Source organism: Stenotrophomonas sp. Nf1 (assembly GCF_003028475.1).
GTDB lineage: Bacteria > Pseudomonadota > Gammaproteobacteria > Xanthomonadales > Xanthomonadaceae > Stenotrophomonas.
In genome coordinates this window covers 129,235-149,556 of the sequence record NZ_PYTV01000003.1, presented here as the reverse complement: position 1 = coordinate 149,556, position 20,322 = coordinate 129,235, and the positions used below count along the sequence as shown (strand labels likewise).

Here is a 20,322-nt window from a genome sequence, read left to right as displayed (position 1 = left end):
GTGTTGCATTCCGTTCAGCGCGGTGATTGAATCCTGAGTCATGCGCCCGGGGAACCGTCTCATCGCCATCTGTGCCGCCGTCGGACTGGGTCTGGCGAGCGTCAGTGCGTGGGCCGGTGAAGTCCGCCAGGTCCTGCTGAACACCGGTGCCACCGGCACCCGCGCCGAGATCTCGCTGGTCGGCAGCGGCGGCTACAAGACCCTGTCGCTGGCCGGTCCGAACCGTCTGGTGGTCGATTTCCCCGACTCCAGCGCGATCCGCAACCTGAAGATGCCGGCTGCACAGGGCGTGGTTACGGCCGTGCGCACCGGACAGCCGGTGCCGGGAACGTTCCGCGTGGTGTTTGACCTTGCAGAATCGGTGGCGCCGTTCCGCCCGCAGATGCAGCGCGAGGGCAATGAATCCAAGCTGGTGATCGAGTGGCCGGGCGATGGCCCGGCCGTGGCCGCCCAGCGTCCGGCACCGACACCGCCGGCGCCGACCACCGCACCGCCCCCGAGCGCGGCCGAAAGTGCGCAGTCGCGTACCGATGCGGCACGCGCCACCGCGCTGTTGACTGCTCAGGTGCAGCAGCAGGCCAGTGCCACGGCTGCAGCGCCCGCCGCGCCGACGCCGGCGCCGTCCACCGCGCCGGTCCAGGTCGCCGCGGCAGGGACCACGGCCAGCAGTACCCCTTCGTCTTCGCCGGCCGCGATCCTCGCCGGCCAGCGCACCGCCGCCGTGGTGAGCACGCCGCCGGCCACCGTTCCCACGCCGGCGCCAGCGGCGCCGGTTGAAGCACCACGACCGGCGATGCCCAGCGATGCCTCGCGCATCCGCATGCAGCCGGGCATGCGCCATCTGGTGGTGGCGATCGATCCCGGCCACGGTGGCCAGGACCCGGGCGCGATCGGCCCGACCGGCAAGCGTGAGAAGGATGTCACCCTGGCGGTGGCCCGCGAACTGGCCCGCCAGGTCAACGCCACGCCCGGCCTGAAGGCCTACCTGACCCGCGACAGCGACGTCTTCATCCCGCTGCCGATGCGTGCGCAGAAGGCGCGTGCGAACAAGGCCGACATCTTCATCTCGATCCACGCCGATGCCGCCGAAAACCGCTCGGCAACCGGTTCGTCGGTGTATGTGCTGTCGACCAAGGGCGCGTCCTCGCAGCGCGCACGCTGGCTGGCGGACAAGGAAAATGCGGCCGATCTGGTCGGTGGCGTGCGCCTGCAGCAGACCGAAGGCACCTTGGCCAACGTGCTGCTGGACCTGGCCCAGAGCGGCTACATGAAGGCCTCCGAAGACGCGGCCGGGCATGTGCTGGGTGGCCTGAAGCGGATCGGCAACAACCACAAGCCGAACATCGAACGTGCCAACTTCGCGGTGCTGCGCACCTCGGACATGCCGGCGATGCTGGTGGAAACCGCGTTCATCTCCAACCCGGATGAAGAACGCCGCCTGATCGACCCGGCCTACCAGCGCAAGATCGCTGGTGCCGTGCTCGATGGCGTGCACACCTTCTTCAGCCGGCAGCCGCCGCCGGGAACGCTGTACGCGGCGCGCGCGCAGGCCGAGATCGACGCCGCCGGGACCATGGCCGGCGGCAGCAAATAACCCGCCGAAGGCGGGTTCCTGCTTTCTGTAGAGTCGACTGTTAGTCGACTACGCGCGCAGCGCGGGGTTTTTCGCTGCCCGGCCAGGAGCAGTCGACTGACAGTCGACTCTACCCGCGGCGCCTCCGCTATCATCCCCCCATGACGTCTGCTGCCCATTGCCTGCCATGAGCGCGCCCGGCCCGCGCCCGATCCGGCCCTTGCCGGAAATTCTGATCAACCAGATCGCCGCTGGCGAAGTGGTCGAGCGTCCTGCGTCGGTGGTGAAGGAACTGGTCGAGAATGCGATCGATGCCGGCGCCAGCCGCGTCGACATCGATCTGGAAGAGGGCGGTGTGCGCCTGATCCGCATCCGTGACAATGGCAGTGGCATCGCACCGGAGCAGTTGCCGCTGGCGGTATCGCGCCACGCCACCAGCAAGATTGCCGACCTGGACGATCTGGAATCGGTGGCGACACTGGGGTTCCGCGGTGAAGCGCTGCCGTCGATCGCTTCGGTCAGCCGCTTCACCCTGGCCTCGCGCCGCGCGCATGACGAACACGGCTCGGCGCTGCAGATCGAAGGCGGCAAGATCGGTGAGGTCACCCCGCGCGCGCATGCGCCGGGTACCACGGTGGAAGTGCGCGAGCTGTTCTACAACGTGCCGGCGCGACGCAAGTTCCTGCGCGCCGAACGCACCGAGCTGGGTCACATCGAAGAATGGCTGCGGTCATTGGCACTGGCGCGACCGGACGTCGAGCTGCGCGTGTCGCACAACGGCAAGGCCTCGCGCCGCTACAAGCCGGGCGATCTGTATTCCGATGCGCGGCTGGCCGAGACGCTGGGCGAGGACTTCGCCAACCAGGCCGTGCGCGTGGACCATAGCGGCGCGGGTCTGCGCCTGCATGGCTGGATCGCCCAGCCACATTACTCGCGGGCCAGCGCGGACCAGCAGTACCTGTACGTCAACGGCCGCTCGGTGCGTGATCGCAGCGTCGCCCATGCGGTGAAGATGGCGTACGGCGATGTGCTGTACCACGGCCGCCAGCCGGCCTACGTGCTGTTCCTGGAGCTGGACCCGACCCGCGTCGACGTCAATGTGCACCCGGCCAAGCATGAGGTGCGTTTCCGCGATTCGCGGCTGGTGCACGATTTCGTCTACCGCACATTGAAGGACGCGCTGGCGGATACCCGCGCCGGCATGTCGGTCCAGGAGATCGGTGCGGGCCCGGTGCATCCGGTGGATGCCGCCGCTGCATCGATTGCATCGAGCGCGGGCGCGTCGGGTTTCGGGCTGGTGCGTGGGCCTGCGCCTGGTGCTGGCTCAGGCGGCAGTGGTGGTGGTTTTTCCGGCTGGCGCCCGCAGCAGCCCCTTGGGCTGCAGGTGGCCGATGCGCCAGCGGCCTACGCCGCGCTGTACGCCACCCCGGCCGGTGCCGAGCGCGCAGCGCCGCTGCCGCCGATGCCGACCGAGAACGGCCTACCGGTCACCAGTGCAGACGCCGGCGTACCACCGCTCGGCTATGCGATCGCGCAGCTGCACGGCATCTACATCCTGGCCGAGAACGCCGAAGGCCTGATCGTGGTGGACATGCATGCCGCGCACGAGCGCATCGGCTATGAGCGCCTGAAGAATGCGCACGATGGCATCGGCCTGCAGTCGCAGCCGCTGCTGGTGCCGATCACGCTGGCGGTGGGCGAACGCGAGGCCGACACGGCGGAGAGTGAAGCCGAAACGCTGGCCGCGCTGGGCTTCGAAGTGACCCGTGCCGGCCCGGGTGCGCTGCACGTGCGCAGCCTTCCAGCACTGCTGGCCCATGCCGAGCCGGAAGGGTTGCTGCGCGATGTACTGACCGATCTGCGCGAACACGGCCAGAGCCGGCGCGTGGCCAGCGCGCGCGACGAACTGCTGTCGACGATGGCCTGCCACGGCGCAGTGCGCGCCAACCGGCGCCTGACCGTGCCGGAAATGAACGCGCTGCTGCGCGACATGGAAATCACCGAGCGGTCCGGCCAGTGCAACCACGGTCGACCGACCTGGGCCCGTTTTTCGCTGGCGGAGATCGACCGCTGGTTCCTGCGCGGACGTTGAGGGGAGCATCGATGCGTAACTGGGCAATGAGTGGCCTGCTGGTCGCCTGGATGTTGGCCGCCTGCAGCCCGGCGACACCACCGGCACCGGCGGCGGTGGAGGATCCGGCGTTTGCCGCCGCGCAGCAGCAGTGGCGCGTGGCGCGCTATCAGGACCTGACCCGGGCCGATGGCTGGACGGCGCTGGTGGGGCTGCATTGGCTGCAGAACAAATCGCATTTCGTCGGTAGCGGGGCCACCAATGGCATCCGCCTGGCGGTGGGTCCGGATAAGCTGGGTTTGTTGCGCCGGGAAGGCAGCCAGTGGTGGTTCACGCCGGAAGCGGGCGCCGAGGTCAGCCATGACGGGCAACCGGTGCGCGGACGCATCCGGGTCGACACCGACAAGGATCCGCAGCCGACCCTGCTCGCCTTCGATGGCGGCAAGGGCCAGCTCAGCATCATCCGCCGTGGTCCGCGCGATGCACTGCGGGTGAAGCATGCCGACGCACCTGCGCGCCGCGATTTCGCCGGCCTGCAGTACTGGCCCGGTGGCGCTGACTGGCAGGTGCAGGCGCGCTTCATCGCGCATCCGGCGGGCAAGACCCTGCCCATCGTCGACATCACCGGCTTGACCACGCAGATGCCCAATGCCGGCGCCGTCGAATTCGAGCGTGATGGGCGCCGCTGGCGCCTGGAGGCGATCGGCGCACCTGGCCAACCGCTGTTCCTGATCTTTGCTGACCGCACCAGCGGCCGCGGCAGTTATCCGGCCGGTCGTTACCTGGATACCGACGCGCCCGCGGCCGACGGTACGGTGCGTATCGATTTCAACCACGCCTACAACCCGCCATGCGCGTTCACCGCCTACGCGACCTGTCCGCTGGCGCCGCCGGAAAACCGACTCGACCTGCGCGTCGAAGCGGGCGAGAAGGCCTACCACCTGCCTGAAGGAGAAGGCTGACCATGCCGATCAGACACCTGTTCCGCGCCACCTTGTTGCTGGCGGCCTGCGCGATCGCGCCGCTGGCCCCGGCCCGTGACGGCCCGGCCACCCCTGCCGCAACCGCAACTGCTGCCAGGCCGCCGGTGCCGCTGCTGTGGAAAGTCACCGGCCCGGGCGATGCGCGCCTGTACCTGCTGGGGTCGTTCCATCTGCTGAAGCCGCAGGACTATCCGTTGTCGGCCGATGTCGAGCAGGCGTTCGAGGCCTCGCAGCGGGTGGTGTTCGAGTTGTCACCGGAAGACATGCAGTCGCCACAGCTGGCCAGCCGCATGGTGCAGGCCGCGACCCGCACCGATGGCAGCGAGCTCAAGCGTGACCTGGATGCTGCGACCTGGCAGAAGCTGCAGGCTTTCGCGAGCGAGAACAAGCTGCCGTTGGCGCAGCTGCAGGGCATGAAGCCCTGGTTTGTCGGCCTGAGCATTTCAGTGGGCCAGATGCAGAAGCTGGGACTGGACCCGGCGCTGGGGCTGGACCGGCATTTCATGGAGCGCGCGCAGAAGACCGGCCGCAAGACCGCAGGGCTGGAGGACATCGACACGCAGATCGGCATGCTCGATGGCATGACGCTGCAGGAGCAGCGGCAGATGCTGGCCGAGGCGCTGGACCAGGCCGGCAAGGCCGACGAGCAGGCACGCCAGCTGCACGATGCGTGGCGCCGCGGCGATGAGCGTCTGCTGTGGACGAAGATGGCAGCGGAGATGCGCCAGCAGTATCCGCAGCTGTACCAGCGCATCAACACCGGGCGCAACGACGCATGGGTGCCCAGGTTGGTGCCGTACCTGCAGGCCGGGCAGGGCGGCACGCTGGTGGTGGTGGGCACGCTGCACCTGCTGGGCAGCGATGGCGTGGTCGAGAAGCTGAAGGCCAAGGGCTACAAGGTCGAGCGCGTGTGCACCGGGTGCAAGGCGAAACGTTGACGCCTTGCCGCTGAGCCACAAAACAGAACGGCGCGCCAGTGGCGCGCCGTTTTCGTTCCCGCCCGGACCGCGGCTCAGCGGCGGGTCTTGCCGCCGGTGCCGGTTCCCGGTTCGTTCGGCTTGTTGCCGGTACCGGTGCCAGTGCCCGTTCCGGTGCCGCCCGGGCGCGGGCCGCCGAAACCGGTGCCCATGCTGCGCTGGAATTCCTGCCACAGCTCCAGATTGCGTTCGGTCAGCTGGTTCATCATCGCCCACGGGGTCTGCCCCAGCAGGTTGCCCATCTGCTGGCGGAACTGCTGCTGCTGGTCGAGGAAGACCTGCATGCTGCGCTCCAGGTAATTGCCCATGAAGCCCTGCAGCGAATCGCCATAGAAGCGGATCAACTGGCTCAGCAGCTGGGTGGAGAGCATCGGTTCGCCGTCCTGTTCCTGGTCGGCGATGATCTGCAGCAGGACCGAACGGGTGAGGTCGTCGCCGCTCTTGGCGTCGCGGACTTCGAAGTCTTCACCGTCCAGGATCAGCTGGCGCACGTCCTCGATGGTGATGTAGCTGGAAATCTCGGTGTCGTAGAGACGGCGGTTCGGATACTTCTTGATGATGCGGGTCGCAGCCATTGAAGCGGTCACTCGTCACAGTAGATGCGCAGCATGGCGCAGTGCAGCAGCGGTTGCAACCGCCTCAGCCCCCGCCAGGCTTGGCTTTCAGGGGCGATCATGTTGCGCAACAAGGGTTTGCGTGTTGCGCAGCATGACCATCGGCAGGGGCCGCCGGCGTACGCCGCATCAGGCCCCTGCGCGGCTTACCAGCCCATGTGGTGGCCGCCGTTGATGTCCAGGTTGCTGCCGGTGATCCACGAAGCCTCGTCGGCCACCAGGAAGGACACCCCGTAGGCGATCTCCTCCGGCTTGCCCAGCCGCCCGGTGGGGATGTCGGCGATGATCTTGGCGCGCACCTCTTCGGGCACGGCCATCACCATGTCCGTCGCCACGTAGCCGGGCGAAATGGTGTTGACGGTGATACCGAAGCCGGCGTTCTCGCGGGCCAGCGAGATGGTGAAGCCGTGCATGCCGGCCTTGGCCGCTGCGTAGTTGGCCTGGCCGTACTGGCCCTTCAGGCCGTTGATCGAGCTGATCTGGATGACCCGGCCCCAGCCGCGGCGACGCATGCCTTCAATCACCGGGCGGGTGACATTGAACACCGAGTTGAGATTGGTGTTGATCACATCGTGCCACTGGTCGGCGCGCATGCGATGGAAGGTGGTGTCACGGGTGATGCCGGCGTTGTTGACCAGGATCTCGACCGGCCCCAGCTCGGCTTCCACGGCGCGCACCAGCGCTTCGGCGCTGTCCGGATCGGAGACATCGCCCGGGAAGATCGCCACGCGGTAGCCACGCGCGGTCATGGCCTGCTGCCAGGCGCGTGCCTTGGCTTCGTCGCGGTAGTTGGTGGCGACCCGGTGGCCCTGGTCGGCCAGGCGTTGGCAGATGGCGGTACCGATGCCGCCGGTTCCGCCGGTGACCAGTGCGACGCGAGATGTCATGGAGTGCTGTCCGGATATCAGGTGGGGGAAGGGGGATTCTGCAACATCGGCGCGGAAAGTGCGCCGGGCGGCAACAGGATGTCGGCGCGCGGCAACCGTGTCGGGTCGAAGGCCTGTTGCGCGCGGGCCAGCAGCGCGTCCAGGTCCTGGGCCGGATCCAGCGCGGCGGGCGCCTGACCGAGCAGCTGCCAGAGCTGGCGCAGCACCGGCAGCGGGCGCCGGGTGTCCACCGGCAGCGCGGCCAGCGACTTGGACAGTTTGTGACCCGGCGCATCCAGCAGCAGCGGCAGATGCCAGTAGCGTGGCACGGCCAGCCCCAATGCCTGTTGCAGCAGGATCTGCCGCGCGGTGGAATCGAGCAGGTCGGCGCCGCGCACCACTTCGGTCACGCCCTGTGCGGCGTCATCGACCACCACCGCCAGCTGGTAGGCCCAGCAGCCATCGGCACGGCGCAGCACGAAGTCGCCGACCTCGGCGTGCACATCCTGCTGTTGCGGCCCGCGCAGGCCATCGGCGAAGTGCACGACGCTGCCGGGCAGCACGCGAAAGCGGACGGCAGGATCCGGTCGCGGCTGCCGTGCGACGCAGCGGTGGTGGATGCCGCCACTGGCGGCCAGTTCGCTGCGGCTGCAGTGGCAGACGAAAGCGAGATCGCTGGCCAGCAGCACGTCCAGGGCCGCCTGATAGGCCGCGCCGCGGGCGCTCTGCCAGAGGATCGGGCCATCATGGGTCAGCCCGAACGCAGCCAGCGCCTGCAGCTGCGACTCGGCCGCACCGGGCACGGTGCGTGGCGGATCGACATCCTCGATGCGCAGCCGCCACAGGCCGCCGTGATGGCGGGCCAGCAGCCAGCTGCCGAAGGCGGCGAGCAGGGAACCAGGGTGGAGCAGGCCGGTCGGCGAGGGCGCGAAGCGGCCGCAGGGAGTGGGTGAGGTCATGCTGGCTGAATCGTCGGTCAGGTTGGCGCTTGAATTCAAGCTGACTGCACCGCAAATTGGTCGATATCGACCCTTTTAGAGCCGGATTCTCCCATGTTTACCCGCATTGCCCTGTTCCTGGCCACCAACCTTGCGGTGCTGATTCTCGCCGGCATCGTGATGTCCATCCTGGGCGTGGACTCCCGTTCGATGAGCGGCCTGCTGGTCATGGCCGGCATCTTCGGCTTTGGTGGTTCCTTCATCTCGCTGCTGCTGTCCAAGTGGATGGCCAAGCGTTCCACCGGCGCGGTGGTGATCACCGAGCCGCGCAACCAGACCGAGCGCTGGCTGCTGGCCACCGTCGAGCGCCAGGCCAAGGCGGCCGGCATCGGCATGCCGGAAGTGGCGGTGTATGAAGGCCCGGAGATCAATGCCTTTGCCACCGGCGCCAACCGCAACAACGCGCTGGTGGCGGTGTCCACCGGCCTGCTGCACAACATGAGCGAAGACGAAGCCGAAGCGGTGCTGGGCCACGAGATCGCCCACGTCGCCAACGGTGACATGATCACCATGGCGCTGCTGCAGGGCGTGCTGAACACCTTCGTGATCGTGCTGGCCCGCGTGGTCGGCGGCATCATCGACAGCGCGCTGTCGGGCAACCGCGAAGGCGGTGGCCGTGGCTTCGCCTACTTCATCATCGTGTTCGTGCTGGAGATGGTGTTCGGCCTGTTCGCCACGATGATCTCGATGTGGTTCTCGCGCCACCGCGAGTTCCGTGCCGACGCCGGTGGTGCCTCGCTGGCCGGCCGCCAGAAGATGATCGCCGCGCTGGAGCGCCTGCAGCTGAACCACGGCCAGAGCACGCTGCCGACGCAGATTGCCGCGTTCGGTATTGCCGGCTCGACCGCGAAGAAGCTGTTCATGAGCCATCCGCCGCTGGAAGAGCGCATCGCTGCGCTGCGTGCTTCTACGGTGGCGTAAGCCTCTGCCTCCAAGGTGGTGCAGGAACGCCCGGCCTCGCGCCGGGCGTTTTTGTTTGCGCGCGCACGCATTGGCGCGCCAGGCGATGCGTGGGGATCGTTTCCGCGACCGCGGAGGGGTGTCACTTTCTTTGCGCGCAAAGAAAGTAACCAAAGAAACGCTATCCACGCATGGCGTGGATCTACCGGGTGCAGCTGTGGCATTTGACCTTGGGTCCGCCTTGAGCGAGCCGAGCACCGCAGGTCCGGCGAGGGCGAAGAGGTGCGGGTGTCTGAGCGCAGCGAGTTCCCGCGCCGTCCCTCGACGGACCGAGGAGCGCAGGGTACCGATGCGTAGCATCGGCTCGCGCCCTGGCGGCGTGTTTCTTTGGTTACTTTCTTGATGGCGCACATCCATGTGCGCCACCCTGCGGGCCGGCTGCGCCGTTCCGCGCTGCTCCTGCAACGCGGTGCACGAGCAAAGAAAGTGACACCCCTCCGCAGGCGCGGAAACGATCCGCCGGGCATGGCCCGGCGCCACCCACGTGCGGGCGCGCAAACGAAAACGGCACCTTCGCAGGTGCCGTTCCCGTGAATCGCGTTACGCGGAAGCTCAGAACTTCGCGTCGAACTCGGCGGCGTAACCGGTATTGACCAGCACCTTCTGCAGCGACTCGGCCACCTTCAGGTTGCCGGCCACGATCTGGTGGGTCTCCGGACCGCGGTTGTCCATGCGGCCCAGGGTGGCGCCCTTGAAGTCGCAGACCTTGCCGCCGGCTTCGCGCACCAGCAGCAGGCCGGCCGCGATGTCCCAGGCCTTCACGCCAGCTTCGAAGTAGGCATCAGCGCGGCCACAGGCCACGTAGGCCAGGTCCAGCGCGGCCGAACCGGTGCGGCGGATGTCCTCGCCGTGCACCAGCAGGGCGTCGACGGCTTTCAGCTGGGCGCTGGCACGGTTGCGCTCGCGCGGGGCGAAGCCGGTGTGGATCATGGTGCCGTCCAGGTCCTTGCGGTCGGCCACGCGGATGCGGCGATCGTTCAGCACCGCGCCGGCGCCGCGGCTGGCGGTGAACAGTTCATTGCGCAGCGGGTCGAAGATCACCGCATCGGTCGGCTCGCCGTTCTCCACCAGCGCGATCGACACGCAGTAGTGCGGCACGCCGCGCAGGTAGTTGCTGGTGCCATCCAGCGGGTCGATGACCCACATCTGGCGACGCTCGCCCTGCACGCCACCTTCTTCACCGAAGATGCCGTAGTCCGGGTAGGCGCGCTTGAGTTCCTTGACGATGACCTTTTCCGCGTCCGCATCCACTTCGCTGGCGTAGTCCATCCGGCCCTTCTGCACCACATTGAGCGCCTCGAGCTTGTTGATGTTGCGCAACAGGACGTTGCCGGCGAGGCGGGCGGCCTTGACCATGACGGTGACGGCGGGTTTCTGCATGGCGTGGGCTCCCGGAAAGGCAGAAGAGAAGGACTGGCGGGGGAAAAGAGCGGGTCCGGCGCAGTGGCCGGCCGCACAGTTTACCATTGGTCATCGTCCAGCTCGACCTTTTCCCTGTTCATGTCCCAGTTTCCTGCCGCCACCCGCCTCCGTTTCGTCCTGGTTGGCACCCAGCACCCCGGCAACATGGGGGCTGCCGCCCGCGCCCTGAAAACCATGGGGCTGGCCCGCCTGGTGCTGGTTGCCCCCGAAAAGCCGCTGGATGAGGAGGCCTTCCGGCGTTCGGCCGGCGCCGAGGATGTGCTGGGTGACGCCCCGGTGGTCGCCACCCTGGCCGAAGCCGTGGCCGACTGCACCCTGGTGCTGGGCTGCACCGCCCGCGCCCGTCGCGTGCAGCTGGAGGAGTACCTGCCGGCCGACGCCGCTGCCCGCGCGGTGGCCCGGGCTGGCGAGGGCGCCGAGGTGGCGCTGGTGTTCGGCCGCGAACGGACCGGGTTGACCAACGAAGAGCTGCAGCTGTGCCATGCCGCGGTGCACATCCCGTCCGATCCGGCGTTCAGTTCGCTCAACCTGGCCGCTGCCGTGCAGGTGCTGGCCTACGAAACGCGCATGCAGCTGCTCGGCGCGCAGCCGGTGGCGGAGACCGAGCCGGGCTTCCGCGAGCAGCCGGCCAGCCACGAGCAGATGGAGAGCTTCTTTGCCCAGCTGGGCGACACCCTGGACGAGATCGATTTCCACAAGGGGCGTGCCCCGGAGTCGGCGATGCGCAAGCTGCGCCGCTTGTTCCTGCGCAATCAGCCGAGCGAGCAGGAAGTGCGCCTGCTGCGCGGCATCCTGGCCGATACCCAGCGCATGGCCCGGCTGGCCCGTGCCGGCAGCAGCGACGACTGACGACGGTCTCATTTTTTCGGGTAGTCTGTCCGGATACCCTGGGGGGATGAAACCTGTGTCGGGTCTGCGAAAGGCAGTGCAGAGGGGACTGCTGGGCCTGGCCATGTTCCTGCTGGCCGGGTCGCTGCATGCGGCACCGGATCCGGTGCTGGTGTTGGGCCGGATCAGTGATGATCCCAAGGCCCACTACGAGCAGCTGCAGCCGTTGCTGGACTATGTGGTGGCGCACATGCACGACGTCGGCATCAGGGAGGGGAGGATCCTGATGGCGCGGGATCCGCAGCAGATGGCCAGCTATCTACGGCGGGGGCGGGTGGACTGGGTCACGGAAACGTCCGGCACGGCGATGGCGCTGGGCCAGCGCAGCGGTGCACGGCCGCTGCTGCTGACCGAACGCAACGGCGTGCGCCAGTACCAGACGGTGTTCTTCGTCCGCCGCGACAGTCCGATCCAGAACATGGAGGATCTGCGCGGCCATCGTCTGGCACTGCAGAACACCGCGTCCACCAGTGCCTACCTGGTGCCGGTGATGACTCTGCTGCAGGAAGGGTTGTCGCCGCAGATCCTGGCCGGGGAATGGGACACGCCGGGGCGCAACAGCGTGGGCTATGTGTTCGCGCGCAGCGAATTGAACATCGCCACGTTCGTGCACAAAGGGCTGGTCGAAGCGGGGGCGGTGAGCAGTGTCGACTGGGACGACGAGCGGCGGGTGCCGGCGGCATTCCGGCGCGATTTCCGCGAACTGCAGCGTACCGAGCCCTACCCGCGGGCGGTGGAGATGGTGCGCGCCGACCTCGATCCGCAGGTGCGTGATCGTCTGCAGCAGGTGCTGCTGCAGGCGGCCAGCGACCCACGGGCGCAGGGGGCGTTGCATCGGTTTTTCGGCACTTCTGGGTTCCACCGCGTCGATGCGCATGCGCAGCAGCGGTTGGATGAATTGAAACAAGGATTGACGCGCGTGCGGATGGAAGTGGAATGAAGTGGCTCGGCTCGGGAATGCAGGCCAGGTTCCTGCTCGCGATGGGCGGGGCGATGGTCGTGGTGGTGGCGATTCTGGCCGTGCTGCTGGGACGCCAGGCGGCGATGCAGAGCGAGGTGCGTACCCTCAGTGGGGGCGTCATCCATGAATTGTTCGACCGCAGCGTGCGCAGCCGTGGTGAAGCGGTGGCGCGCGAGCTGTCCGACGCGCTGGCCAACCCGCTGTATTACCGTGACCTGGACCAGGTCGGCGCGCTGGTGCGCAGCACCGCGCGGCAGCCGGTGGTGCGCTACGTGCTGGTATTCGACGAGCGCGGCCGGCTGGTGCATGACGGTTCGGTAGAGGTTTCCGGATTCGGCCAGCCGATGGCCGATCCGCTGGCGCCCAAGGCGGCGGCAGCGCGGGCGCTGGTGGTGCAGGAATCGCCGAAAGTGCTCGACAACACCATGCCGATCATGGTCGGCAGCCAGCGCATCGGTGGGGTTCGCGTCGGCATGGCGCTCGATGAAGTGCAGCAGCGCGAACAGGCCGCCAATGCCACCCTGGGCGAACGCCTGCAGCAGGTCGGCAGCCGTCACCTGGGCTGGCTGCTGCTGATGCTGGGCCTGCTGGTGGTGATCGGCGTGGTGGTGATCCTGTACGTGCAGCGCACCCTGGTCGCGCCGATCCGTGACCTGGCCGCCGCCGCGCGGCGCATCGAAGCCGGTGACTACCAGGCACCGCTGGCCGAGAACACCCGCGATGATGAAGTCGGCGAGCTGGTGCGCGGGTTTGCCCGCATGCGCGATGCGATTGCCCGCCACGACCGCGAAGTGCGGCACATGGCCTATACCGATGCCCTGACCGGGCTGACCAACCGGCTGGCGTTCCGCGAGGCACTGGACCATCGCCTGATGGCCGCGCGTGCCTCCAACCATCGGCTGGGCCTGCTGTTTGCCGACATCGATGATTTCAAACGGGTCAATGACACGCTCGGCCACGAGGCCGGCGACGAGGCGCTGCTGCAGTTCGCGCAGCGCATCGGCCGCGCCGTCACCGAGGCCGGCGGCGATGAGGCCCTGCTGGCGCGGTTCGGTGGCGACGAGTTCGTGATCCTGGTGGGTGACGGTGACGTGGCCGCCAACGCCCGGCTGCTGGCCGAAGTGCTGGTGCGCGAGTTGGGCAAACCACTGGTGGTGCAGGGCAGGGAGCTGTTCCTGGGCACCTCGATCGGCGTGACCCTGTTCCCCGATGACGCCGCCGATGCGACCACGCTGCTGAAGAACGGCGATATCGCGATGTACCAGGCGAAGATGGCCGGCAAGAACTGCTATCGCTACTACAGCCGTGCGATGGATCATGCGGTCGAACGCCGCGTGCACATGGAGCAGGAGCTGCGTGGCGCATGGGAGCGCGGTGAGCTGCGGCTGGCCTACCAGCCGATCTTCCGCATGCGTGACCGCCGCATGGTCGGCGTGGAAGTGCTGCTGCGCTGGCAGCATCCGACGCTGGGAACGATTCCGCCGTCGGTCTTCATCGAAGTGGCCGAGCAGAGCGGATTGATCGAGATCATCGGCCCGAAGGTGCTGCGCGCGGCTTGCATGGAAGCCTCGCAATGGCCGCGTGGGGCAGGCGGTGATGACCTGTTCGTCTCGGTCAACGTCTCGCCCCGCCAGCTGCGCGGTGGGGAGCTGCCGGCACTGGTGGCGCAGTGTCTGCACGAGTCTGGGCTGCCGGCCTCGCGCCTGCATCTGGAGCTGACCGAAACCGCCGTGATCGGCGACGAGATGGTGGCCGCGCAGCTGCTGGACAAGCTGCATCGCACCGGCGTGAAAGTCTGGCTGGACGACTTCGGTACCGGCTTCTCCGGCCTGAGCCACCTGCGCCAGGTGCCCGTGGACGGGGTGAAGATCGACAAGAGTTTCGTCGCCGACATGCAGCGCGACCCGGACGATCTGGCCTTGACCACGGCGATCATCGCCATGGCCCATGCGCTGGGGATCACGGTGGTGGCCGAAGGCATCGAGCAGCAGGCGCAGTTCGAACTTCTCGCCCAGCGCGGCTGCGATCTTGGCCAGGGCTACTGGTTGAGCCACCCGGTGACCGCCACCGAAGTGGTGCGGATGATCGAATCGGGGCTCTGACCTGCAGCCGTTGTCCTGGGGCCAGATCCCTTCTCCGCAGGAAAAGGGATCCGACCCCGGCCGTGCCCTTACACCGGGCGCTTGCTCGGGTCGCCCGGCAGTTCGCGCACCAGCTTGGGAACCAGGTAGCCGGACAGGCGTGCGGTCAGGCCGGCGATCAGTGCCTTGGCCTGGGTGTCGTCCACTTCGAAGTGGGCCACGCCCTCGACCCGGTCCAGCTGGTGCAGATAGTAGGGCAGCACGCCGGCGGCAAAGCTGCGCTCGCTCAGGTCCTGCAGCGCCTGCACGCTGTCATTGACCCCGCGCAGCAACACCGCCTGGTTCAGCAGCTGTGCGCCGGTGCCGCGCAGGCGTGCCATCGCGGTGTCCACGCTGGCGTCGAACTCATTGGCGTGGTTGGCATGGACCACGATCGCCAGCGGCCACGGCAGGCTGCCCAGCCAGGCCAGCAGCTCCTCGTCCACGCGCTCGGGCAGCACGATCGGCAGGCGGGTGTGGATGCGCAGCCGGCGCAGGTGCGGAATCGCGCGCAGCGCGTCGGTCAGCTCGACCAGCTTGTGCGTGGCCAGCGACAGGGGATCGCCGCCGGACAGGATCACTTCGTCGATGTCCGGGTCGGCTGCGATGGCCGCCACCGCCTCCTGCCAGCCGCCTTTGGCGGCGTTCTCGGCGCCATAGTCGAAGTGGCGGCGGAAGCAGTAACGGCAATTGATCGCGCAGCTGCCGGTGGCCACCAGCAGGGCCCGCCCGCGGTACTTCTGGATGACCCCGGTGGCCTTCTTGGCTGCGCCATCGCCCACCGCATCGAAGCTGAACCCGGGTGCGGGGCGCATTTCCGCGTCGATCGGCAATACCTGGCGCAGCAGCGGGTCGGCCGGGTCGCCCCTGCGCATGCGGGCCACGAAGCCTTCGGGCACGCGCAGCGCGAACTGGGCCATGGCCGCTTCCGAGACGCCCAGCGCAGCCGGGTCCAGCTCCAGCCGGGCCAGCAGGGCCTGCGGGTCGCGCAGCGCCTGGCGCCAGAGCTGCTGCCAGCGCGCGGGAGCGCCCGGAGACTGGGGCCGGGGGAAGGCGGAAAGCTGCATGGAGAGGGGGCCTGCGGTTATCATGGGGGCAGAAAAACTGTCGCCCACCGGCCTTCGGTGGGCTTTCCATTCTATCCGGCTCGCCGCACGCGCGGCGGTTTCGCCATTTGAGGAGCTTGAGCATGGCCACTGCGGGCATGAACGATGTCAAGAACGGGATGAAGATCCTGGTCAACAATGAACCGGCCGTCATCTCCGAGACCGAGTTCATCAAGCCGGGCAAGGGCCAGGCCTTCACGCGCGTGCGCTATCGCTTCATCAAGTCGGGCCGCACCGTGGAAATGACCATGAAGGCCACCGATGACGTGGAAGTGGCCGACGTGGTCGACACCAACATGAACTACATGTACAGCGACGGCGAGTACTGGCATTTCATGGACCCGGAAACCTTCGAGCAGGTGCAGGCCGACAAGGCCGGCATGGGCGGCGCCGAGAAGTGGCTGAAGGGCGAAGAGTCCTGCATCGTCACCCTGTTCAACGGTTCGCCGATCTTCGTGCAGCCGCCGAACTTCGTCGAACTGAAGATCACCGAGACCGATCCGGGCGTCCGTGGTGACACCTCGGGCGGCGGCGGCAAGCCGGCCACCCTGGAAACCGGCGCCGTGGTCCGCGTGCCGCTGTTCGTCAACCAGGACGAGATCGTCAAGGTCGACACCCGTTCGGGCGAATACTCCGCACGCGTCAAATAAGGTTCCGGCCGCAGGCCGACCTTACTGTAGTGCCGGCCGCTGGCCGGCAACCTCGCACCCGCCCCTGCGGATGCGAGGAGCCGCCGGGCATGGCTCGGCGCTACATGGCCGCGATCCACCCCGGTGGATCGCAGGCCCACCGCCCCACAGCCAGTGAGCCCGCATGAGCGATAGCCCGCACCTCCCCGAAGCCTGCGACCTGCTCATCGAAGCCGGTTATGTCGTTCCGATCGAGCCGCATGCGGTGGTGCTGGAAGACCACGCCGTGGCCGTGCGTGGCAGCGAGATCGTCGCCATCCTGCCGCGTGCCGAAGCCCGCGCGCGTTTCCGCGCCGCACAGGTGGTCAGCCGCCCCGAGGCGGCGCTGATGCCGGGCCTGGTCAACGCGCACACGCACAATCCGATGACCCTGCTGCGCGGCGTCGCCGACGACCTGCCGCTGATGACCTGGCTGCAGCAGCACATCTGGCCGGTGGAAGCGGCGGTGATCGGCCCCGAGTTCGTCGCCGATGGCACCACCCTGGCCATCGCCGAGATGCTGCGCGGTGGCACCACCTGTGCCAACGAGAACTACTTCTTCGGCGACGTACAGGCGGCGGTCTACAAGAAGCACGGTTTCCGCGCGCTGGTCGGCGCGGTCATCATCGATTTTCCCACTGCCTGGGCCAAGACCGACGACGAGTACTTCGCCAAGGCCGGTGAACTGCACGACCAGTGGCGCACCGACCCGCTGATCGGCACCGCGTTCGCGCCGCATGCGCCGTACACCGTCAACGACGCCAATTTCGAGCGCGTGCGCATGCTGTCCGACCAGTTGGACATGCAGGTGCACCTGCACACCCATGAAACCGCGCAGGAAATCACCGATTCGATCAAGCTGCATGGCCAGCGTCCGCTGGCGCGGCTCGATCGCCTGGGCCTGGTCAACGACCGCCTGATCGCGGTGCACATGACCCAGCTGACCGATGCCGAAATCCATCTGTGTGCCGAGCGTGGCGTCAGCGTGGTGCACTGCCCGGAATCGAACCTGAAGCTGGCGTCGGGCTTCTGCCCGGCCTGCGCCCTGCAGCGCGCCGGGGTGAACCTGGCGATCGGCACCGACGGCTGCGCCAGCAACAACGACCTGGACATGTTCAGCGAGAACCGCACCGCGGCGATCCTGGCCAAGGCGGTGGCCGACGATGCCACCGCGCTGGACGCGGCCACCACGCTGCGTGCCTCCACGCTGGGCGGCGCGCGTGCGCTGGGCTTCGGCGAGCGCATCGGCTCGATCGAAGTCGGCAAGCAGGCCGACCTGGTCTGCGTGGACCTGTCCGCGCTGGAAACCCAGCCGCTGCACAACGTGCTGTCGCAGCTGGTGTACGCGACCGGCCGCCAGCAGGTCAGCGATGTCTGGATCGCCGGCAAGCCGAAGCTGGTGCAGCGCGAGCTGGTCGGCATGGACCTGCCGGGCATCATCGCCAACGCGCGCCAGTGGCGCGAGCGCATCCGCCATATCCGCGCCTGAACCCCGGCGCTGCAAGGACTTTCTCATGACCGCCCCCCACGCTTCCTCCAATTTCGATCAGGCCGAGCTGGACAAGTTCGCCGCGCTGGCCAACCGCTGGTGGGACGCTGACGGCCCGCAGAAGCCACTGCATGCGCTGAACCCGGTACGCCTGCAGTACGTGGCCGACCGTGTGCCGCTGCGCGGTGCGCGCGTGCTCGACATCGGCTGCGGCGGCGGTCTGCTGAGCGAGGCGCTGGCCCAGGCCGGCGCCGACGTCACGGCCATCGACCTGGCCCCGGAACTGGTCAAGGTGGCGCGCCTGCACGCGCTGGAAAGCGGTGCCAAGGTCGATTACCGGGTGCAGGCCGCCGAGGATCTGGCCGCCGAGCAGCCGGGCAGTTTCGATGTGGTCACCTGCATGGAGATGCTGGAGCACGTGCCGGACCCGGGTGCGATCATCGAGGCCTGCAAGCGCCTGCTGAAGCCGGGCGGCCACCTGTTCCTGTCCACCATCAACCGCACCGCCGCCGCCTTCGCGGTGGCGATCGTGGGTGCCGAGTACGTGGCGCGGCTGCTGCCCAAGGGCACCCACCACTACCAGGAGTTCATCAAGCCGGCCGAACTGGCGCGCTGGCTGCGCGAAGCCGATGTGCAGCTGGTGGATGTCAGTGGCATGGCCTACGAGCCGTGGCGCAACCGTGCGCGGCTGAGCAGCCGCACCGACATCAACTACCTGGCCTACGCGGTCAAGCCGCAATGAGCCGCGCAGGCTTCCCGCGCGCGGTGCTGTTCGACCTGGACGGCACCCTGCTGGACAGTGCGCCGGATTTCGTTGCCACCTGCGATGCGATGCTGGCCGAACGTGGCCGCGCGCCGATCGATCCGGCCCTGCTGCGCCCGGTGGTGTCCAAGGGCTCGCGTGCGATGGTCTCGGCCGCCTTCCCCGAACTGGACACGGCGGCGCGTGACGCGCTGATTCCCGAGTTCCTGCAGCGCTACGAAGCCCTGATCGGGCAGCACGCCGTGTTGTTCGAGGGCGTGGCGGACATGCTCGCGGCCCTGGATGCCGCCGGTGCCGTGTGGGGCATCGTCACCAACAAGCCGGAGTACCTGGCGCGCTTGATCGTGCCGCAGTACGGCTGGCAGCAGCGCTGTGCGGTACTTGTGGGCGGCGATAGCCTGGCCGAACGCAAGCCGCACCCCTTGCCGTTGCTGCACGCCGCTCAGGCCCTCGGCATCGCTGCTGAAGACTGCGTGTACGTGGGCGACGATGAGCGCGACATCATCGCCGCACGGGCCGCCGCCATGCCTTCGGTGGCGGCGCTGTGGGGCTACCGCCTGCACAGCGACGACCCGTTGGCCTGGCAGGCCGACGTGCTGGTGGAGAACGCCGGACTTCTGCAACTGGCCAGTCTGTGGCCGACCCGGCCGGCAGCCCCGGCCCAGCCGTAAGGAACCCCGTAGTGAGCAGTACCGCGCTGGAAAGTTTCCTCGACAAGTGGCGCAGCCGCTGGCCGGAATGGTCGGTGGCCGCCCCGTTCGTGGCCGAATCGCAACGCGAACTCGCGGTGGCGTGGTTCGCGCTGCTGCAGGAATTCGACGACATGCTCAACACCGGCGGTGACCCGCTGCCGGCTGACGCCAAGCTGGCATGGTGGGGCGAGGAACTGCGCAGCTGGGCCGCGCAGCGCTCGCGTCATCCGCTGGGGCGCCTGTTGGAGCCAGTGCGTGCGCCGTGGGCGCAGCTGGCCGACGCGCTGCCGGATCTGGTCGAAGCGCGCACCGTCGCGCTCGATGCCGCCAGCGCCGAGCGCGCGCTGGCCAACTACGCCGATGCGGTGGCAGCGGTGGAAGCGGCGCTGTTCAGCGACAAGCCGCGCACCGGCGCCGGTCGTGCGGTGCTGCTGCAGACCCTGGCCCAGCGTTTGCAGGATGCCGGCGTGGCCGGTGTGCCGCGCAGCGTGCTGGATGAAGATTCCAGCAGTGCCGCGCAGCGCTGGGCGCAGTCGCTGTTGAAGGGGTGGGGCGCCCGCGTGCCTGGCCCTCGGCCGCGGCGCGTGTGGTCCAGCCTGGCCCGTGCCCGCGTGGCCGCGCGGGCCGCAGGCAAGCCGATTGAAGCGACGCCGATGCGCACTTTGCTGCGCGTGTGGTGGGCCGCGCGCGGTTGATCGATTCTGGTAGGTGCGGACCGTGGTCCGCGCGCGCTGCGGGATCGTGCCGACCAAGCTGCATCGCAGTAGAGCCACGCCATGCGTGGATCAATGCCCGATTCGCGCGCGCTGCGGGATCGTGCCGACCAAGCCGCATTGCGGTAGATCCACGCCATGCGTGGATGAATGTCGGGTCCGCACGTTCTGCGGGATCGTGCCGACCAAGCCGCATTGCAGTAGATCCACGCCATGCGTGGATGAATGCCGGATTCACGCGTGCTGCGGGATCGTGCCGACCAAGGTCGGCACCTACCAGATCGCATTGCGGTAGGTCCACGCCATGCGTGGATGAATGTCGGGTTCGCGCGCAATCGTGCCGACCAAGGTCGGCACCCACCCAAGCACATTGCCGGCGGTAGGTGCGGACCTTGGTCCGCACGCTCTGCGGGATTGTGCCGACCAAGGTCGGCACCTACCAGATCGCATTGCGGTAG

Annotated in this window: 18 protein-coding genes; 13 read left to right on the top strand and 5 right to left on the bottom strand. The window is 68.1% G+C overall.

Annotated features, from left to right (window positions below; translation table 11 throughout):
• Positions 1-40: 40 nt before the first annotated feature.
• The 4 genes from C9412_RS07200 to C9412_RS07185 all read left to right on the top strand — a co-directional run bounded on the left by C9412_RS07200 (position 41) and on the right by C9412_RS07185 (position 5,565).
• On the top strand, positions 41-1,594 hold the full coding sequence (locus C9412_RS07200) for an N-acetylmuramoyl-L-alanine amidase (RefSeq protein WP_107231010.1): 1,554 nt from the start codon (positions 41-43) through the stop codon (positions 1,592-1,594).
• Positions 1,595-1,760: 166 nt separating this feature from the next.
• Positions 1,761-3,665, top strand: coding sequence for a DNA mismatch repair endonuclease MutL (gene mutL / locus C9412_RS07195; RefSeq protein ID WP_107231009.1), 1,905 nt, complete (start codon positions 1,761-1,763; stop codon positions 3,663-3,665).
• Between the two features lie 26 nt (positions 3,666-3,691).
• The gene (locus C9412_RS07190; protein ID WP_107231008.1) at positions 3,692-4,606 is read left to right on the top strand and encodes a DUF1684 domain-containing protein; all 915 of its coding nucleotides are present in this window, start codon (positions 3,692-3,694) and stop codon (positions 4,604-4,606) included.
• A gap of 2 nt (positions 4,607-4,608) precedes the next feature.
• The gene (locus C9412_RS07185; protein WP_107231007.1) at positions 4,609-5,565 is read left to right on the top strand and encodes a TraB/GumN family protein; all 957 of its coding nucleotides are present in this window, start codon (positions 4,609-4,611) and stop codon (positions 5,563-5,565) included.
• 74 nt (positions 5,566-5,639) lie between these two features.
• Here the strand turns inward: C9412_RS07185 and phaR are convergent, their stop codons facing one another.
• The 3 genes from phaR to gluQRS form a co-directional block, all read right to left on the bottom strand.
• Positions 5,640-6,179 (bottom strand): polyhydroxyalkanoate synthesis repressor PhaR, encoded by a 540-nt coding sequence (gene phaR / locus C9412_RS07180; RefSeq protein WP_107231006.1) that lies wholly within the window; start codon positions 6,177-6,179, stop codon positions 5,640-5,642.
• Positions 6,180-6,364: 185 nt separating this feature from the next.
• Positions 6,365-7,105 (bottom strand): beta-ketoacyl-ACP reductase, encoded by a 741-nt coding sequence (locus tag C9412_RS07175; RefSeq protein WP_107231005.1) that lies wholly within the window; start codon positions 7,103-7,105, stop codon positions 6,365-6,367.
• Between the two features lie 17 nt (positions 7,106-7,122).
• Complete coding sequence (gluQRS, locus tag C9412_RS07170; RefSeq protein WP_107231004.1) at positions 7,123-8,043, bottom strand: tRNA glutamyl-Q(34) synthetase GluQRS; 921 nt, start codon at positions 8,041-8,043, stop codon at positions 7,123-7,125.
• A 93-nt stretch (positions 8,044-8,136) separates the two neighbouring features.
• Between gluQRS and htpX the strand changes: the two genes are divergently transcribed.
• Positions 8,137-9,003, top strand: a complete 867-nt coding sequence (gene htpX, locus C9412_RS07165; protein WP_057495513.1) for a protease HtpX — start codon at positions 8,137-8,139, stop codon at positions 9,001-9,003.
• A 591-nt stretch (positions 9,004-9,594) separates the two neighbouring features.
• Here the strand turns inward: htpX and C9412_RS07160 are convergent.
• The gene (locus C9412_RS07160) at positions 9,595-10,422 is read right to left on the bottom strand and encodes an inositol monophosphatase family protein (RefSeq protein WP_107231003.1); all 828 of its coding nucleotides are present in this window, start codon (positions 10,420-10,422) and stop codon (positions 9,595-9,597) included.
• A gap of 120 nt (positions 10,423-10,542) precedes the next feature.
• Here C9412_RS07160 and C9412_RS07155 point away from each other — a divergent pair, with 120 nt between their 5' ends.
• Genes C9412_RS07155 through C9412_RS07145 form a run of 3 tightly spaced genes read left to right on the top strand, consistent with a single transcriptional unit; the run spans position 10,543 to position 14,415 of the window.
• Positions 10,543-11,313 carry an RNA methyltransferase gene (locus C9412_RS07155; protein WP_107231002.1) on the top strand — a complete coding sequence of 257 codons (771 nt, stop codon included), beginning with the start codon at positions 10,543-10,545 and terminating at the stop codon, positions 11,311-11,313.
• A gap of 46 nt (positions 11,314-11,359) precedes the next feature.
• Positions 11,360-12,292 carry a phosphate/phosphite/phosphonate ABC transporter substrate-binding protein gene (locus C9412_RS07150; protein ID WP_107231001.1) on the top strand — a complete coding sequence of 311 codons (933 nt, stop codon included), beginning with the start codon at positions 11,360-11,362 and terminating at the stop codon, positions 12,290-12,292.
• The gene (locus C9412_RS07145; RefSeq protein ID WP_107231000.1) at positions 12,289-14,415 is read left to right on the top strand and encodes an EAL domain-containing protein; all 2,127 of its coding nucleotides are present in this window, start codon (positions 12,289-12,291) and stop codon (positions 14,413-14,415) included. Before C9412_RS07150 ends, C9412_RS07145 begins: the two co-directional genes overlap by 4 nt.
• 68 nt (positions 14,416-14,483) lie before the next feature.
• On the opposite strand, the gene epmB is transcribed toward C9412_RS07145, so the two are convergent.
• A complete protein-coding gene (epmB, locus tag C9412_RS07140) occupies positions 14,484-15,524 on the bottom strand; it encodes an EF-P beta-lysylation protein EpmB (RefSeq protein WP_107230999.1) in 1,041 nt (346 codons plus the stop codon).
• 98 nt (positions 15,525-15,622) lie between these two features.
• On the opposite strand from epmB, the gene efp reads away from it, so the two are divergent.
• From efp to C9412_RS07115, 5 genes are all read left to right on the top strand, one after another.
• Positions 15,623-16,189 carry an elongation factor P gene (efp, locus tag C9412_RS07135; protein ID WP_107230998.1) on the top strand — a complete coding sequence of 189 codons (567 nt, stop codon included), beginning with the start codon at positions 15,623-15,625 and terminating at the stop codon, positions 16,187-16,189.
• 163 nt (positions 16,190-16,352) lie between these two features.
• A complete protein-coding gene (locus tag C9412_RS07130) occupies positions 16,353-17,696 on the top strand; it encodes a TRZ/ATZ family hydrolase (RefSeq protein ID WP_099551878.1) in 1,344 nt (447 codons plus the stop codon).
• A 25-nt stretch (positions 17,697-17,721) separates the two neighbouring features.
• A complete protein-coding gene (gene ubiG, locus C9412_RS07125; RefSeq protein WP_107230997.1) occupies positions 17,722-18,438 on the top strand; it encodes a bifunctional 2-polyprenyl-6-hydroxyphenol methylase/3-demethylubiquinol 3-O-methyltransferase UbiG in 717 nt (238 codons plus the stop codon).
• Positions 18,435-19,130, top strand: coding sequence for a phosphoglycolate phosphatase (locus C9412_RS07120; RefSeq protein WP_107230996.1), 696 nt, complete (start codon positions 18,435-18,437; stop codon positions 19,128-19,130). Before ubiG ends, C9412_RS07120 begins: the two co-directional genes overlap by 4 nt.
• A gap of 11 nt (positions 19,131-19,141) precedes the next feature.
• Complete coding sequence (locus tag C9412_RS07115; RefSeq protein ID WP_107230995.1) at positions 19,142-19,846, top strand: squalene/phytoene synthase family protein; 705 nt, start codon at positions 19,142-19,144, stop codon at positions 19,844-19,846.
• Positions 19,847-20,322 lie beyond the last annotated feature (476 nt).